Genomic DNA, 14,924 nt, shown 5'->3' with positions numbered 1-14,924 from the left:
GTCACACTCCTGTCGAACCAAAGCCGCCCTGTCCCCGCGCGGTGTCGTCCAGCATATCGACCTCTGTGAAGCTGGCAAGCTGCACCGGCGCGACGACCAGCTGGGCGATACGGTCGCCGCGCTGGATCGGGAAGGGGGCGTCGCCCAGGTTGATGAGGATGATCTTCAATTCGCCGCGATAATCGGCGTCGATCGTGCCGGGGGTGTTTGGCAGGCTGATGCCATGTTTGAGCGCAAGGCCGGAGCGGGGGCGCACCTGCACCTCATAGCCTTCGGGAATCGCCATCGCAAAGCCGGTGGCGACGGCATGACGCCCGCCCGGTGGCAGGACCAGTTCCTCTGCCGACACGACATCCATGCCCGCCGCATGGGCGGTGGCATAGGCAGGGATGGGCAGGCCTGCGCCATGGGGCAGGCGCTTCAATTGAATATCAATCGGGGCGAGCGGAGAGGGCATCAGCGACCTTTGCGATAAGTTTGTCTGCGACTTGGCCCTTGGGTAGGACAGGCCAGGTTTCGATGCCGGACGCGGTGACGATCTGCACGGCATTGGCGTCGCCGCCCATCACATCGCCCGATACATCATTGGCGACGATCCAGTCCGCCCCCTTGCGCGCCAGCTTGGCCTGCGCGTGACCGGCGATATTCTGGGTTTCGGCGGCAAAGCCGATCAGCAGGGCGGGGCGCCGGGCGTGATGGCCGAGCGTGGCGAGAATGTCCGGATTTTCGACCAGCGTGAGCGGGGCGGGTTGGCCGGAACCGTCTTTCTTGAGCTTTTGGTCGGCGGCATCGGCGGTGCGCCAGTCGGCCACGGCGGCGACCATGATCGCGGCGTCGGCGGGCAGCGCGCTTTCGACCGCGCCCAGCATGTCGCGCGCGGTCTGCACGTCGATGCGGGTGACGCCTTCGGGCGTTGGCAGATGCACGGGGCCAGCCACCAAAGTCACGCGCGCACCGGCCCGCGCGGCGGCGGCGGCGATGGCGAAACCCTGCTTGCCCGACGACCGATTGGCGATGTAGCGCACCGGGTCGATCGGCTCATGGGTGGGGCCGGCGGTGATGAGGATATGCTTGCCGCGCAAGCTAACCCCGTTCGGTTCGAGCTTGTCGAGAACTGTGTGGCATGTTCTCGACAAGCTCGAACCGAACGGGGGTAGAGAGAAATCCGGCTGGCCCGCCAGCGGGTCGCTCCCCTTGGGCAAGGCGAGCAACCGCTCCACTTCCGCTACGATGGCCTCCGGTTCCGGCAATCGCCCGGTGCCATATTCGCCGCACGCCATCTCGCCATCGTCGGGCGTCATGATATGGACGCCATCAGCATGGAGCCGCTCCAGATTGCGCTGGGTCGCCCTGTGATGCCACATCCGCACATTCATCGCAGGCACCGCCAGCACCGGCTTGTCGGTCGCCAGCAGCAATGTGGTGGCCAGATCGTCGGCAATGCCGTTCGCCATCTTGGCCAATATGTTGGCCGTCGCGGGGGCAACCACGACCAGGTCGGCCTGACGGCTCAGTTGAATATGGCCGATTTCCTGCTCGTCCTTCAGGTTGAACATGTCGGTAAAGACCGGATTTTCGGTCAGGACACCAAGGCTGAGCGGCGTCACAAATTGCTGCGCGGACTGCGTCAGCACCGCCCGCACGGTCATACCGCGCTTGCGCAGCAGGCGGACGAGTTCGAGCGCCTTATACGCCGCGATACCGCCGGAGATGATAAGGAGGATGCGGGGGGTCATTGAGTAAGATTATCCAGTTCGGCACGGCACAACGCATGGAGCGCATCCAGCTTGGTCGTTGCCGTGTCCCATATGCGCCAAGGTATGATCGCGGGATAGTCGTGGCTGATGACATTACGCATCTGGTAGATGGCAGCCCATGGAAGGGCCGGGTGCCGCGCCTTGATATCAGCCGACAATTTGTGGGCTGCCTCGCCGATGTGCAGCAGGCGAAAGGATGTCAGGTCGATTTCGTCCTGATCGCGCAAAAATGCCTCTTCCGTCACTGTCGTCAGCCGACGGCGGACATGGTCGATCAGTTCGACGATCAACTCCAGTCGATCAATGTCGCGATTGACCGCCACGCTCAGAAGATAGCAACCATGTCCGATTCCGCCGCTGCGCGGATTCGGGGTCTCATGGCCACACGTTCGACAAGATCGACCGGACTCTGCATGAAGTCTGCGATCCGTAGCTGCACGCCGATAAATTCGAGCAGGCCCATGCGACTGTTGCTGTCAATCTCGCACATCAGATCAACGTCCGAATCTGCGCGCGCATCGCCCCGCGCTACCGATCCGAACAGCGCCAGTGACGTGATCCCCGCAGCACGCAGTTCCGCCTCATGCGGCTTGATCCGGGCAATTGCTTCTTCGCGGGTCATGGCCTCAAGATAGGATAAAGGGCGGGATCACGCCAGCCCGGCCGTTATTGAACGATCGCACCGGATCAAGAACCAATTTCGAGGATCAATTTTCGTGAAAGCATCATAACCAGAACACCACTGACTATAGCTGTGATATCGAGATAGGGGCCAATCGGGGCCAAGCCAAAGCCGTTCATTTCCCAACGCATGATTTGAGCTATGACCCCGCCAATTGCAGTGCCAACGGTGATCCAGAACAAGAGCAAAAATATGCGGCGAAGCGCCATAGCGATGCTGGCGACAAGTATGAGGGTTATTGCTGCGGCACTCGACCACGGCAGAATGAATGGGGCGAACAGGGAATAGAAGAATATCCGGAGCAAGGCGAAAACGGCTGGGCCTACGCCGATCGTCCGAAAATCGGCAAGTATCGTACCGCCGATGAACAACAGGCCCATTATAGGAAAGCTGGCCAAAGCGGCCAGAAACGAAGGCAGAAAAACGGACCGTGCGGTCACCCCAATAATGCCATCACGCCAGCCCCCGCCGCCGCGGCCAACACCGCCACAACCACATAACGCCAGCCCCCGCCGACACGGATCAGCTTGACCTCACTCAGCGGCGGCGGCGGTGGCGCACCGCCCTTCTCCGGGAAGGCGTCCTCGATCCGGCGGACCAGCCCCGGCAGGCGTTGCAGTGTGCGCCAATTTTCAATCAGCGTGTCGGCCGCCTTGGCTTCCGGTCCCAGTTCGTCGCGCAGCCAGCCCTTCACATAGGGGCCGCTGGTTTCCCACAGGTTGATGTCGGGGTCGAGCGAGGTCGCCACGCCCTCCACCATCACCATCGTCTTTTGCAGCAGCAGCAGATGCGGCTGGGTCTGCATGTCGAAATCGCGGGTGATGGCGAACAGCCCATCCAGCATCCCGCCGACCGACAATTCGCGCACCGGCTTGCCGCGCATCGGTTCGCCCACGGCGCGGAGCGCGGTCGCGAATTCGGCGACATTATGGTGGGCGGGCACATATTGCGCCTCGAAGTGAATCTCCGCCACGCGCTTATAGTTGCCAGTGATCAGGCCGTACAGAATCTCCGCCAGCCACATGCGCGCGCGCCGGTCGATCCGCCCCATGATGCCGAAATCGATCGCGACGATATCGCCATCGGGGCAGACGAACAAATTGCCCTGATGCATATCGGCATGAAAGAAACCCTCGGCGATCGCCTGGCGCAGGAAGGCGTTGACTAGGCGCGCGGCAAGCGCTGGCAGATCATGCCCCGCCGCGATCAGCGCTTCGCGGTCGCTGATCTTGATGCCGTCGATCCAGGCCATCGTCATGACCTTGCCGGTCGTGCGGTCCCAATCGATGGCGGGGACGCGATAGCCCGGTTCCGCGACCATCGCTTCGGCCAGTTCGGAGGCGGAGGCCGCCTCGCGCCGCAAATCCAGCTCGCGCGCGGTCCAGCGCTTCATGTTGGCGATGACCAGGCGCGGGCGCAGCCGGGCGATTTCGCCGCCCAGTTGCTCGACATGGGCGGCGGCCCATTCATAGGTCGCGATGTCGCGATTGAACTGCTCGGTCACGCCGGGGCGGATCACCTTGACCGCGACATCGCGCCCGTCGGTGGTGAGTGCGCGATGGACCTGCGCGATCGACGCCGCGCCAACCGGCACTTCGTCAAACCGGACGTAGATCTGCTCCAGCGGCTTGCCGAAACTGGCCTCTATCTCCGCGCGGATCGTGGCGAAGGGGACAGGCGGCAGGGCATCCTGCAAGCGCAGCAGGTCGAGCGCGGCGGCGTCGCCCACCAGATCGGGCCGGGTCGCCAGCGTCTGGCCCAGCTTGATCGCGGCCGGGCCGATCGACTGGAAGGCATCGGCATAGCGGGGCTGCTTGGGAACCCGCGCGCCGAATCGCGCCAGCCGCACGAGCCGCCGCACCGGCGCAGGCGTCATCGGATCACGCTCGATCCCGCGCAACGCACCATGGCGCGCCAGCGTGCGGCCCCATTTGAGGAGCCGCCAGATATGGGTGATGTGCGCGGTCATATTATTTCCTCCCCTCCTCTTTAGGGGAGGGGCCGGGGGTGGGGGCGTGCCGGATGGCGCAGCGTGTGGGGATGGCCCCCACCCCAACCCCTCCCCTGAAGGGGAGGGGCTTTGTCGGCGCGGCCATCAAATCTTCCAGCCCGAATGGATCGCCACCAGCCCGCCCAATATCGGTTCGACCTTCGTGTTCACGAATCCGGCGTCGCGGATCATGCCCTCGAATTTGGGCATGGGCGGGAAGCGGCGGATCGATTCGATCAGATAGCGGTAGCTGTCGGCATCATTGGCGAACAGCTTCCCCAGTTGCGGGACGAGTCTGTGCGAATAGACATCATAGACATCCGAAAAGCCCGGCCAGGTCGTGGTCGAAAATTCCAGGCAGAAGAAGCGCCCGCCAAACTTCAGCACCCGTTGCGCTTCCGCCAATGCCTTGTCGATATGGGTGACGTTGCGGATGCCAAAGGCGATCGTATAGGCGTCGAAGCTGCGGTCGGAAAAGCTCAGCTCTTCGGCATTTTGTTCGGACCAGAGCAGGCCTTCCAGCCCCTTCTTCTTCGCCCGCTCCATGCCCACGCCCAGCATTTCGGGGTTGATGTCCGACACGGTGACATGCGCACCATATTTGTGCATCCGGAAGGCGATGTCGCCGGTGCCGCCCGCCATGTCCAGAATCGCTTCGCCGGACCGCGGTTTTACGCGGGCAACGAACTGGTCCTTCCATAGCCTGTGCGCGCCCATCGACATGGCGTCGTTCATCAGGTCATATTTGGCCGCGACGTTGGAAAAGACCTCACGGACCATGCCCTGTTTTTCGGCGGCATCGACGTCCCGATAGCCAAAGGATGCTGTTTCGCTCATGGGATGATCCTCTAGACAGAGATTGCGCGTCGTTCCAGCCAAGAAGCTGGGAATTGGCAACGGCTTTGCCTAGATGGTCCTTATGCCAGAACTTCCCGAAGTCGAAACCACCGTGGCGGGGCTGCGATCCGTGCTGGAGGGCGCGGTGCTTGCCCGTGTCGAGCCGCGCCGCGCGGACCTGCGCTTTCCGATCCCTGTGGACCTGCGCCAGCGGCTGACGGGGGCGACCGTGACCGCGCTGACCCGGCGCGCCAAATATGGGCTGATCGCCACCGACCGGGGCGACATGATGATATTTCATTTAGGGATGTCGGGGCGCTGGCGGGTGGACCCGACCGAAATCGGCACCCACGACCATCTGATTCTGGAAACCGGGGCAGGGCGGTTGCTGGCGCTCAACGATCCGCGCCGCTTCGGTTCGGTCGATCTGGTGCGCAGCGATGCGTGGGAAGCCTATAGCCCCTTCACCCGAATGGGACCGGAGCCGCTCGGCCCGGATTTCGACGCGGCGGCATTGGCGCGCGCGCTGGCGGGCAAGGCGACGTCGATCAAGGCGGCGCTGCTCGATCAGCGAATCGTCGCGGGGCTGGGCAATATCTATGTGTGCGAAGCGCTCAACATGGCGGGCATCGCCCCCACCCGCGCGGCGGGCAAGATCAGCCGCCCGCGCCTGACTTTGCTGGTCGATGCGATTCGGGAAGTGCTGGCCGCCGCCATCGTTGCGGGCGGATCGACGCTGCGCGATTATGCGAGGCCGGACGGGGAACTGGGCTATTTTTCCAAACAATGGCGTGTCTATGGCCGCGAAGGCGAGATATGCCCGTGCGGCGGCACGGTGCAGCGCCGGGTGGATGGCGGCCGATCGACCTTTTTCTGCCCGAAATGCCAGAATTAGGATACTGCCCACCGGTTGACGACCGGAATGAACCGCTGTAAGGCGCGCACCTTCACGAGGCGGGTTGGCGAGTCCGACTGGTCTCTTTTCATATATTGACGAGAACCGAGGACTCTAAATGGCCAATACGCCGCAAGCCAAGAAGCGCATCCGCCGCAATGAACGTCGCGCTGCCATCAATGGCGCCCGCATCAGCCGGATTCGCACCCTGGTGAAGAAGGTGGAAGCCGCGCTTGCCACCGGTGACAAGGAAGCGGCCGCTACCGCGCTGCAGACCGTGCAGCCTGAGCTGGCGCGCGGTGTTGCCCGTGGCGTGCTGCACAAGAATACCGCTGCGCGCAAGTTTGGCCGCCTGACCAAGGCTGTCAGCGCGCTCGCCTGAACCCTTCCGGGTCAGTATCGGCACAGACAAGGCCCGCCCCGATCGCCGGGGCGGGCTTTTTGTCGTCCCGTCGGCACCAGTCACAGGCCAGTCATATTGCAGACACGCGCATTTCCCGCGATTCGACGCATTGCAGCATGACAAGGCGGTTATAAATTACTGGAAAACAATGATAATTTCATTGTCCTTCATTTTCCGTGGGTTTGCCGAGTCAACGGCTTTATTTCATTTTTTTGAATGCCCGCGCCCTTGATCCAACCCTGCACCCCTGTCTATTTTTGAAATCCGGCCGCCATCGAATCACCTTTGGGCGGTCGTCATGTGACTGGTTGACGCATCATACTCGGTAAAGCGGGGGCTTTTCCGATCGGGTGTCGTGCGTATTTTTTCCTGCCCATAACCGGGGGGCAGCGGGTAGGGTCGGCGAAGTCTATGAAGGATCATGCGTTAGTGACAGCTTGGCAGGACGGAGAGGGGAGCCAGGCTGATTCCAGCCTAGAGGCCGCCTGGGCCGCTATCCGCGCCGGGCTGCGCCGCGACATTGGCGCGCGCATGTTCGACCAGTGGCTTAAGCCCGTACGGCTGGGCGACTACTGCCCCGAATCGCAGACGCTTGACCTGCTCGTCGCCACCGATTTCAGCGCCAATTTCGTGTCCGGCCAATTTGGCGACCGGCTGCGCATGGCGTGGCGCGCGGCCAATGTCGGCGTGCGCGAAGTGCGTCTGCATCGCGCGGCCGATGCGACCGGACCACGCCTGCTCGAAGTCGTCCATGTCGAACCGGTCGCCGCGCCCGCGCCGCAACCGGTCGCCTCCAATTTCCAGCCGCGCCATGGCTTTGCCGATTTTGTCACCGGTGACAGCAACCGGCTGGCCTGCTCGGCAGCGCTGGCGATGGCGGGGGAGGCGGAACCCCGGTTCAGCCCGCTGTTCATTCATGGTGGCACTGGCCAGGGCAAGACCCACCTGCTCCATGCCATTGCCCGCGCCTTTTCCGACCATTCGCCTGCAGCGCCGGTTCTCTACATGTCGGCCGAACGCTTCATGATGGAATTTGTGAACGCGATGCGCGCCAATGAGACGATGGCGTTCAAGGCGCGGTTGCGCGCCGCCCGGCTGCTGCTGATCGACGACATCCAGTTCATCGCGGGCAAGGGATCGACGCAGGAGGAATTTCTCCACACGATCAACGACCTGATCGATTCGGGCGCGCGCATCGTCGTGACCGCCGATCGTCCGCCCCAGCGGCTCGAATCGATCGACGCGCGCATCCTGTCGCGCCTTGCGGGCGGGCTGGTCGCCGACATATTGCCGGCCGATCTCGATCTGCGTCTCGCCATATTGGAAGCCAAGCGCGCGGTGGCGGGCGATCCGCCGGTGCCCGACGCGGTCATCGATTTCCTCGCCCGCTCGATTCGCTCCAACGTCCGTGAGCTTGAAGGGGCGTTCAACAAGCTGGTCGCCTATGGCCAGCTGACCGGCCGCGCGATCGACCTGGATTTTGCGCAGGGGATGCTGGCCGACGCGGTGCGCGCCAATGCCCGGCGCATCACCGTGGATGAAATCCAGAAGGTGTGCGCCGCCCATTACAAGATCGACGCGTCGGAAATGCGATCCAAGCGCCGCGCCCGCGCCGTCGCCCGCCCGCGTCAGGTCGCCATGTATCTGGCCAAGAAGATGACACCGCGCTCCCTGCCCGAAATCGGCCGCATCTTTGGCGGACGCGATCATAGCACGGTTATCCACGCCGTCCGCACGATCGAGGGGCTGCGCGAGAGCAACCCGGAGATCGACGCCGACGTGCGCGCGCTGCTGCGCCAGCTGGAGGGGTGATCAAACCCTCTGGCGTCCGGGATTGGAGCAGTTAGGCTGGCGACCATGATTCGCGCCCTCTTCCTTCTGTTCGCCCTCCTCCTGCCTTTGCCAGCCATGGCGCAGGGCGATGTGCGCGTCGCGATCGACACCAGCGCCGGGCGAATCATCGTGGCGGTCCATGCCGACAAGGCACCGGTGACCGCCGCCAATTTCCTCGCTTATGTCGACGGCAAGCGGCTGGACGGCACCAGCTTCTATCGCGGCGTCGGCGGGGCAGACTATGGCTTTGTCCAGGGCGGGGCGCAAAATGATCCCGAACGGCTGTTGCCGCCGATCAAGCATGAACCCACGACGCAGACCGGCCTGACCCATGACGACGGTGCGCTGTCGATGGCCCGCTATGCGCCGGGCAGCGCGACCGCCGACTTCTTCATCGTGCTGGGCAAGATGCCCGCCATGGACGCGCACCCGGATGCGGCGGGCGACAATCAGGGCTTTGCCGTGTTCGCCCATGTGGTCGAGGGGCTGGACGTGGTGAAAGCCATCCTGACCGCGCCCAAATCCGCAACGGCGGGCGAGGGGGTGATGAAGGGCCAGATGCTCGAAGCCCCGGTGAAGATCCTCACGGCGCGGCGAGTGCCGTAAGGCGTTCAGTCGACGAACGCCACATATAGCAGGAGTGCGCCGAAGCCGAGAAAAGGGATGAGGATCACCATCCAGTAGCAGCCCCATCCGCCAGTCCTACGCGCCAGTCCGGCAAGGCCTTCCCATAGAGCCGCTATGTCGGTGCCATCGATACCGCTCATGGCACGTCAGCCTGCATAGTTTGATCCACGATCCGCGCCACCGCCATATCCGCCGTCACATTGCCGACGGTGCGGAAAATATCGGGCACCGTTTCCACCGCCAGCAGCAGCGGCAGCGCCTCGACCGGCACGCCCATCGCCAGGCAAATGGGGCCGGTGGTGGTGAAGAAGGTGATCTGGCTGGGCAGGCCGACCGCCGCCAAGCTGACGATCGCCGCGACCAACACGCCCATTACCAACTGCGCCGGCCCCAGCGCCACGCCGTTCATCGCCGCCACATAGAGGGCGACGCCCAGATTGGCGGGCGGGCTGGTGATGCGGAACAGCGAGATGGCGAGCGGCAGGACGATCGAGCGGCTGGTCTCGCGCACCGCCAGCGGCCCGTCACTCGCCTGGATCATTGCGGGTAGCGAGGCTATCGAGCTTTGGGTCGAAAAGGCGATGGCCTGCGCGGGCAGGACGGCGCGGGCGAATCGACCCGGCGCGATCCGGCCCAGCAGCACCGCCAGCGGATAGACCAGCAGCGTGACGATAACGCAGATCAGCACGATGAAGCCAATATAATGGAGCAGCGCGCCTGCGGTTGCGAGGCCGGACCGTGCGCCCGCGACCAGCGCCAGCGCGAACACGCCGATCGGGGCCAGCCATAACACCCAGCCGACCACGACCAGCAGCGCATCGGCCAGCGCCTCGAACAGGCCGGTCAGTTGCGCACGGCGGGCGTCGGCAATGCGGGTGACGGCAAAGCCGAAGATCAATGCGAACAGCACCACCGCGACCACTTGTCCATCAGCAGCCGAGCGGATCGGATTGGTCGGGATGAAGCCCAGCAACCATTGCGCCGACGGGCGCACGTCCGGCACCTCCGATATGCCCTCCGCCCCGGTCAGCGCCCCGACCGCGCCGGGCGGCACGGGCCAGAGATGCAGCATTAGTGGCCCGACCAGCGCGGCGACCGTGGCCGACGCGGTGAGCAATATTGCGAACAACGCGATCGCCCGCCCGGCCATGCCACTGGTCCGCGCGGTCGTGGCAGCCTGTGCAATGCCCGTCACCAGCAGCGCGAAGATCAGCGGGATGAGCGGCATTTGCAGGCCATTGAGCCAGGCCGACCCCAGCGGCTGCGCTAGCGCGACCATGTCGCTCTCCCAAGCCCCACCCCATTCGGTCAGCGCAATGCCGCAACTCAAGCCCAGCAGCAGCGCGATCAGGATTCGGACGGTTAAGGACATAGGCTTAGCTTCCCCCAACGCAACGATGCGCGGAGACAGGCTAACGGCTGTTGCGGCCAAGAGGACAGGAAAAAATGCGCACCCGCGCCTTGTCCCCACGGGGAGAAGGATACGGAGCCTTACCGAGCATAGTGAGGTTAGGCGCAGTTGGATGAGGGGGTTCGGCGCTGGCGTGGCGCGTTTCTTCGATGGCAGCACACCCTCTCCCAGCTGCGACTAGGCAGCAAGCTGCCAAGTCTGCGCATCCCTCTCCCTCAAGGGAGAGGGGGCACGCTCCCCCCCCCCCCGAAAAGAAGGCCCGGCGATCACGCGAGATCGCCGGGCCAATCGGGTCAGGCTGGGAGCCGCCCCGTAACTTGTGCCTGCCTCAGCCCTTTTTTTCGGGCGGCAAAGTGATCTTCACATCCTCGCCATTCTGGCCGGGGAAGTTGGTGAACATCGCGTCGATCAGATTGGGGACCAGATAGGTCAGCTTATTCGACAGCGACCGCGCGCTTGCCTTGCCCTCGAACAGGCGGCGATTGTCGGCGGCGCGATCGATCTTCATGCTGAGGTCGCTGGTATAGACGGTGTAGCTCGACACATCGTTGAAGCCGCCACCGCCGAACAGCCAGGGATCATAAAAGCCATAGCCCCAAGGACGGCCCCAGCGGCCGCGCATTCCCCAGCCGCCGCCATACAGGAACGGGTCGGCACCCCAGCCGCCGCCAAAGCCGGTCGAGCGTATCTTCTCCCGGCCATTATCGACGTCATAGGCGACACGGACGATCAGGTCAGCGCTGGCCGGATCGCTGGCTGCGACATAGCCGGTCTGGCTCAGCCGCTGGCCAACCAATGCGGCATAATGGGAAAATTCAAGGCCGCCGGCCAGTTGCGGATTATCCGCGACGATCGTGAAGCTCTGGCCCGCAGGCGCGGGGAGCTGCTGGAAGCGCGCCACATCAGCCTTGAACGGGGTGGCGCAGCCAGAAAGCGCCGCCAGCGCCAGAGCGGGGGCCGCGAACATGCCGAACTTCTTGAAACGGGTCATTTTTCTGCGTCCTGTACCAGGCATGGAGCCTCATGAACTATGTGCGCCGTGCGATAGCAAAACGCAACTGAACATCATTTGAACGCACGAAGTAACCGAACGGGCGCAAAGCATGTTCTGTCAGGTCAGGGACGTTGCCGACCGGTCAAACCCGTCAGCGCATCAGCCCCATCGCATCATAGGCCGCACGCAGCGTCGGTTCTGCTGCCGTCGCCGCCTTGGCCGCGCCCTTGTCCAGGATCGCGTCGAGCGCCGCGTCCTCGGTGCGCAGCTCCAGAAAGCGCTGGCGAATCGGGCGCAGCGTTTCGACCAGCACTTCGCCCAGCACCGGTTTGAACGCGCCAAAGCCCTTGCCGGCAAATTCAGCGCAGACCGCGTCGGTGGTACGGCCGGTCATCGTCGCCAATATGCCGACCAAATTGCCTGCTTCGGGACGGCCCGCGAGCCCTTCGGCGGTCTCCGGTAGCATGTCCTGATCGCTCTTGGCCTTTTTCACCTTGGCCATGATCGCATCGTCATCGTCGGTCAGGTTGATGCGGCTGAGGTCCGATGGATCGGACTTGGACATTTTCGCCGTCCCGTCGCGCAGCGACATGATGCGCGCGCTTTCCTTGGGGATGATCGGCGCGGGCAGGGTGAAAACGTCTGCGCTGAAATCGGTGTTGAATTTGGTCGCGATGTCGCGGCACAGTTCCAGATGCTGCTTCTGGTCCTCGCCCACCGGCACATGGGTCGCCTGATAGAGGAGTATGTCGGCGGCTTGCAGCACGGGATAGACGAACAGGCCGACCGACGCGCCTTCGCGATCCTTGCCCGCCTTGTCCTTGAACTGGGTCATGCGGTTGAGCCAGCCGATCCGCGCGGTGCCGTTCAATAACCAGCACAGCTCCGCATGGGCGGGGACGCGGGCTTGGTTGAACAGGACCGACCGGTCGGGATCGATCCCGGCCGCGACCAGCGCGGCGGCCATGTCGCGCACGTTGCGGATACGCTGTTCGCGCCCTTCATGCACCGTGATCGAGTGCATGTCGGCGAGGAAGAAGAAGCACTGGCTCTCCGCATCCATTTCATCCTGCATCTTCACCCAGTTGCGGATCGCGCCCAGATAATTGCCAAGGTGCAGATTGCCGGTGGGCTGGATGCCGGAAAGGACGCGCATGGGTCGATTAACTCGCTTTGGGCGCACGGCGCAGGGCGCCACGCAATTCGGTGATACTATAGGCCCGGACGATCAGGGCCGCCGCCCCATAGACCAGACCGCCAATCCCACACAACAGGCCAAGCGCGACGATGCGCTGGATCAGGCTGCCCGCCATATATGGATCGACCAGCGGATTGAGCAGCAGCAGCGCCCCGCCCATGATCGCACTGGCGGCAATGATGCGCAGCGCCTTTCCACGGAACCGCGCGTCCATCCGCAACTGGTCGCGGCGATGGAGCAGCCAGTAGAGGATCAGCACATTGACCCAAGCGGCGATCGCGGTGGAGATCGCCACGCCGACATGACCGAACGGCCAGATGAGAGTGAGATTGCCGACCAGATTGAACAGCATGGAGAATACGGCGATCCGCACGGGCGTTTTCGTGTCCTGCCGCGCATAGAAGCCGGGTGTCAGCACCTTGATCAGGACATAGGCGGGGACGCCCAAGGCAAAGGCGGCAAGCGCACCTGCTGCGCCGATCGTGTCGGTCGCGGTGAAGGCACCATGCTGGAGCAGCCCGCGAATGAGCGGTGTTGCCGACAGGCATAGCGCGACGGCAGCGGGCAGGGCTAGGAACAGCGCGAGTTCCATTGCCCGATTCTGGGTATGGCTGGCGGCCTGTTCATTGCCCGACCCGATCTGGCGCGAGAGGGCAGGCAGGATGGCAGTGCCAACGCCGATGCCGATCAGGCCTAGTGGCAACTGGTTGAGGCGATCGGCATAATAAAGATAGCTGACCGCTCCTTGCGGCAGGAAGCGGGCGGCAAGGCTGGTGGAGATCAGGAGGTTGAACTGGATCGCGCCTGCGCCCAGCGCCGCCGGGCCGATCAGCGACAGCAACCGGCGCACCTGCGGCGAAAGGCGCGGTCGCTGGAGCCGCAGCACCACGCCAGCGCGGCGGCAGGCCCAGATCAGCCACAATAGTTGCAACAGCCCGGAGACGGTGACCGCAATCGCCTGCGTATGCGCGGTCTCGACCGGGGTAGCGCCGCGAAAAAACAGCACCGCGCCGATCATGCACAGGTTCAGCAGCACGGGCGCGGCGGCATTCACCCAGAAACGGTCGAGCGAATTCAATATGCCACCCAGCAGCGAGACGAGACTGATCAGCGCCAGATAGGGAAAGGTGATGCGGGTCAGCGTGACGGCCAGATCGAACTTGGCCGGGCCACCATCGGGGAAGCCCCCGGTCATCGCCCAGACCACCGGCGCGGCCAGCGCCATCATGAGCAGCGAAAAAAGGACCAGCACCGGGAACAGGATCGACAAGATCTGCCCGGCAAAGGAGACCGCGACCGCCTTGCCACTGCCCGGTGCGTCCTTGTCCCCTTCCGCCATCGTCCGGTTGAACATCGGCACGAACACGGCGGCAAAAGCGCCCTCGGCAAAGAGGGCGCGGAACAGGTTGGGCAGGCGCCAGGCGATCAGGAAGGCATCGGACGCCAGCCCCGCGCCCAGAAAGCGCGCCACCAGCATGTCGCGCACCATCCCCAAAATCCGGCTGACCAGCGTCAGTCCGCCAATGGTGGAGGTGGCTCTCAGCAGGCCCATAGCCGCCCTCTCACGATATAAACCCCGTTCGTCCTAAGTAGCCGCTGAGCTTGTCGAAGCGGCCTATCGACGGATGGTGCGGATGCTTCGATATGGGCCTTCGACAAGCTCAGTCCCTACTCAGCACGAACGGTTGAAAATGGATGTCAGGCGTGACCGGCAGGCTCGCCCGCGGTCGTTTCCATCTGCTGCGCCTGCTGCAAATACAGAGCGCCAAAATCGATCGGGTCGAGCAGCAGCGGCGGGAAGCCGCCGTCGCGGATCGCGTCGGCCAGCACGCGGCGGGCGAAGGGGAAGATGAGGCGCGGGGCTTCGGCCAGCATGAAGGGCTGAACCTGATCCTCCGGCACGTTACGCATCCCGAACAGGGCGGCATAGAGCAGCTCGACGGCAAAGGCGGTGCCCTGTGGCGCGACAGCCTTCACTTCGATCTTCAGCGAGACTTCCAGCACTTCTTCGCCGACCTTGTCGGCACCGATGTTGAACTGGACGTCGATCTGCGGCTGGTCGGGCCACTGGTAGCAGGCCGGTGCGTTCGGGTTTTCGAACGACAGGTCCTTCACATATTGGCTGATCAGCGCGATCTGCGGCGCGGTGTCGGCGCCATTGACTTGGGTGTTCACGGTGTAGTTGGTGTCGACTTCGTCGGCCATCGTCTGTCCTGGCTTTCCCTGTTGTCCGGCGGGCGGCAAGCCCCCCTTTGCGATGACCCGCGCGCTTAGCAGGGGCGGAAGGGCAGGGCAAT

Annotated in this window: 17 protein-coding genes; 4 read left to right on the top strand and 13 right to left on the bottom strand. The window is 63.8% G+C overall.

Features of this window, described 5'->3' with window-relative positions; translation table 11 throughout:
- Nucleotide 1: 1 nt before the first annotated feature.
- The 7 genes from dut to KRZ98_RS11010 all read right to left on the bottom strand — a co-directional run bounded on the left by dut (nt 2) and on the right by KRZ98_RS11010 (nt 5,266).
- Nucleotides 2-457: a dUTP diphosphatase gene (dut, locus tag KRZ98_RS11040; protein ID WP_217673582.1), complete on the bottom strand. Its 456-nt coding sequence runs from the start codon at nt 455-457 to the stop codon at nt 2-4.
- Nucleotides 432-1,736, bottom strand: a complete 1,305-nt coding sequence (locus KRZ98_RS11035) for a phosphopantothenate--cysteine ligase family flavoprotein (protein WP_217673581.1) — start codon at nt 1,734-1,736, stop codon at nt 432-434. Before KRZ98_RS11035 ends, dut begins: the two co-directional genes overlap by 26 nt.
- Entirely contained in the window at nt 1,733-2,080 is a 348-nt protein-coding gene (locus tag KRZ98_RS11030) for a HepT-like ribonuclease domain-containing protein (protein WP_217673580.1), read from the bottom strand. Before KRZ98_RS11030 ends, KRZ98_RS11035 begins: the two co-directional genes overlap by 4 nt.
- A 2-nt stretch (nt 2,081-2,082) precedes the next feature.
- Nucleotides 2,083-2,379: a nucleotidyltransferase family protein gene (locus KRZ98_RS11025; protein ID WP_217673579.1), complete on the bottom strand. Its 297-nt coding sequence runs from the start codon at nt 2,377-2,379 to the stop codon at nt 2,083-2,085.
- Between the two features lie 65 nt (nt 2,380-2,444).
- Complete coding sequence (locus KRZ98_RS11020) at nt 2,445-2,819, bottom strand: hypothetical protein (protein WP_217673578.1); 375 nt, start codon at nt 2,817-2,819, stop codon at nt 2,445-2,447.
- Between the two features lie 56 nt (nt 2,820-2,875).
- Complete coding sequence (gene ubiB / locus KRZ98_RS11015; RefSeq protein ID WP_217673577.1) at nt 2,876-4,408, bottom strand: 2-polyprenylphenol 6-hydroxylase; 1,533 nt, start codon at nt 4,406-4,408, stop codon at nt 2,876-2,878.
- A gap of 126 nt (nt 4,409-4,534) precedes the next feature.
- Nucleotides 4,535-5,266 carry a class I SAM-dependent methyltransferase gene (locus KRZ98_RS11010; RefSeq protein ID WP_217673576.1) on the bottom strand — a complete coding sequence of 244 codons (732 nt, stop codon included), beginning with the start codon at nt 5,264-5,266 and terminating at the stop codon, nt 4,535-4,537.
- An 82-nt stretch (nt 5,267-5,348) separates the two neighbouring features.
- On the opposite strand from KRZ98_RS11010, the gene mutM reads away from it, so the two are divergent.
- From mutM to KRZ98_RS10990, 4 genes are all read left to right on the top strand, one after another.
- Nucleotides 5,349-6,161: a bifunctional DNA-formamidopyrimidine glycosylase/DNA-(apurinic or apyrimidinic site) lyase gene (gene mutM / locus KRZ98_RS11005; RefSeq protein WP_217673575.1), complete on the top strand. Its 813-nt coding sequence runs from the start codon at nt 5,349-5,351 to the stop codon at nt 6,159-6,161.
- A gap of 118 nt (nt 6,162-6,279) precedes the next feature.
- The gene (gene rpsT, locus KRZ98_RS11000; RefSeq protein ID WP_006955720.1) at nt 6,280-6,543 is read left to right on the top strand and encodes a 30S ribosomal protein S20; all 264 of its coding nucleotides are present in this window, start codon (nt 6,280-6,282) and stop codon (nt 6,541-6,543) included.
- Nucleotides 6,544-6,975: 432 nt separating this feature from the next.
- Nucleotides 6,976-8,376: a chromosomal replication initiator protein DnaA gene (dnaA, locus tag KRZ98_RS10995; RefSeq protein WP_217673574.1), complete on the top strand. Its 1,401-nt coding sequence runs from the start codon at nt 6,976-6,978 to the stop codon at nt 8,374-8,376.
- Nucleotides 8,377-8,421: 45 nt separating this feature from the next.
- Nucleotides 8,422-9,003 (top strand): peptidylprolyl isomerase, encoded by a 582-nt coding sequence (locus KRZ98_RS10990; RefSeq protein ID WP_217673573.1) that lies wholly within the window; start codon nt 8,422-8,424, stop codon nt 9,001-9,003.
- Nucleotides 9,004-9,008: 5 nt separating this feature from the next.
- Here the strand turns inward: KRZ98_RS10990 and KRZ98_RS10985 are convergent, their stop codons facing one another.
- The 6 genes from KRZ98_RS10985 to secB all read right to left on the bottom strand — a co-directional run bounded on the left by KRZ98_RS10985 (nt 9,009) and on the right by secB (nt 14,832).
- Entirely contained in the window at nt 9,009-9,164 is a 156-nt protein-coding gene (locus KRZ98_RS10985; RefSeq protein ID WP_217673572.1) for a hypothetical protein, read from the bottom strand.
- On the bottom strand, nt 9,161-10,396 hold the full coding sequence (locus KRZ98_RS10980; RefSeq protein ID WP_217673571.1) for a dicarboxylate/amino acid:cation symporter: 1,236 nt from the start codon (nt 10,394-10,396) through the stop codon (nt 9,161-9,163). Before KRZ98_RS10980 ends, KRZ98_RS10985 begins: the two co-directional genes overlap by 4 nt.
- 367 nt (nt 10,397-10,763) lie before the next feature.
- Nucleotides 10,764-11,426: a DUF4136 domain-containing protein gene (locus KRZ98_RS10975; RefSeq protein WP_217673570.1), complete on the bottom strand. Its 663-nt coding sequence runs from the start codon at nt 11,424-11,426 to the stop codon at nt 10,764-10,766.
- Between the two features lie 154 nt (nt 11,427-11,580).
- Complete coding sequence (gene trpS, locus KRZ98_RS10970; protein ID WP_217673569.1) at nt 11,581-12,585, bottom strand: tryptophan--tRNA ligase; 1,005 nt, start codon at nt 12,583-12,585, stop codon at nt 11,581-11,583.
- Between the two features lie 7 nt (nt 12,586-12,592).
- Nucleotides 12,593-14,179: a murein biosynthesis integral membrane protein MurJ gene (murJ, locus tag KRZ98_RS10965; RefSeq protein WP_217673568.1), complete on the bottom strand. Its 1,587-nt coding sequence runs from the start codon at nt 14,177-14,179 to the stop codon at nt 12,593-12,595.
- Nucleotides 14,180-14,325: 146 nt separating this feature from the next.
- Nucleotides 14,326-14,832: a protein-export chaperone SecB gene (secB, locus tag KRZ98_RS10960; RefSeq protein ID WP_217673567.1), complete on the bottom strand. Its 507-nt coding sequence runs from the start codon at nt 14,830-14,832 to the stop codon at nt 14,326-14,328.
- Nucleotides 14,833-14,924 lie beyond the last annotated feature (92 nt).

Origin of the sequence: Sphingobium sp. AS12, assembly GCF_019097845.1 — a bacterium.
Lineage (GTDB): Bacteria > Pseudomonadota > Alphaproteobacteria > Sphingomonadales > Sphingomonadaceae > Sphingobium.
This window is presented reverse-complemented; position numbering and strand designations above follow the sequence as displayed.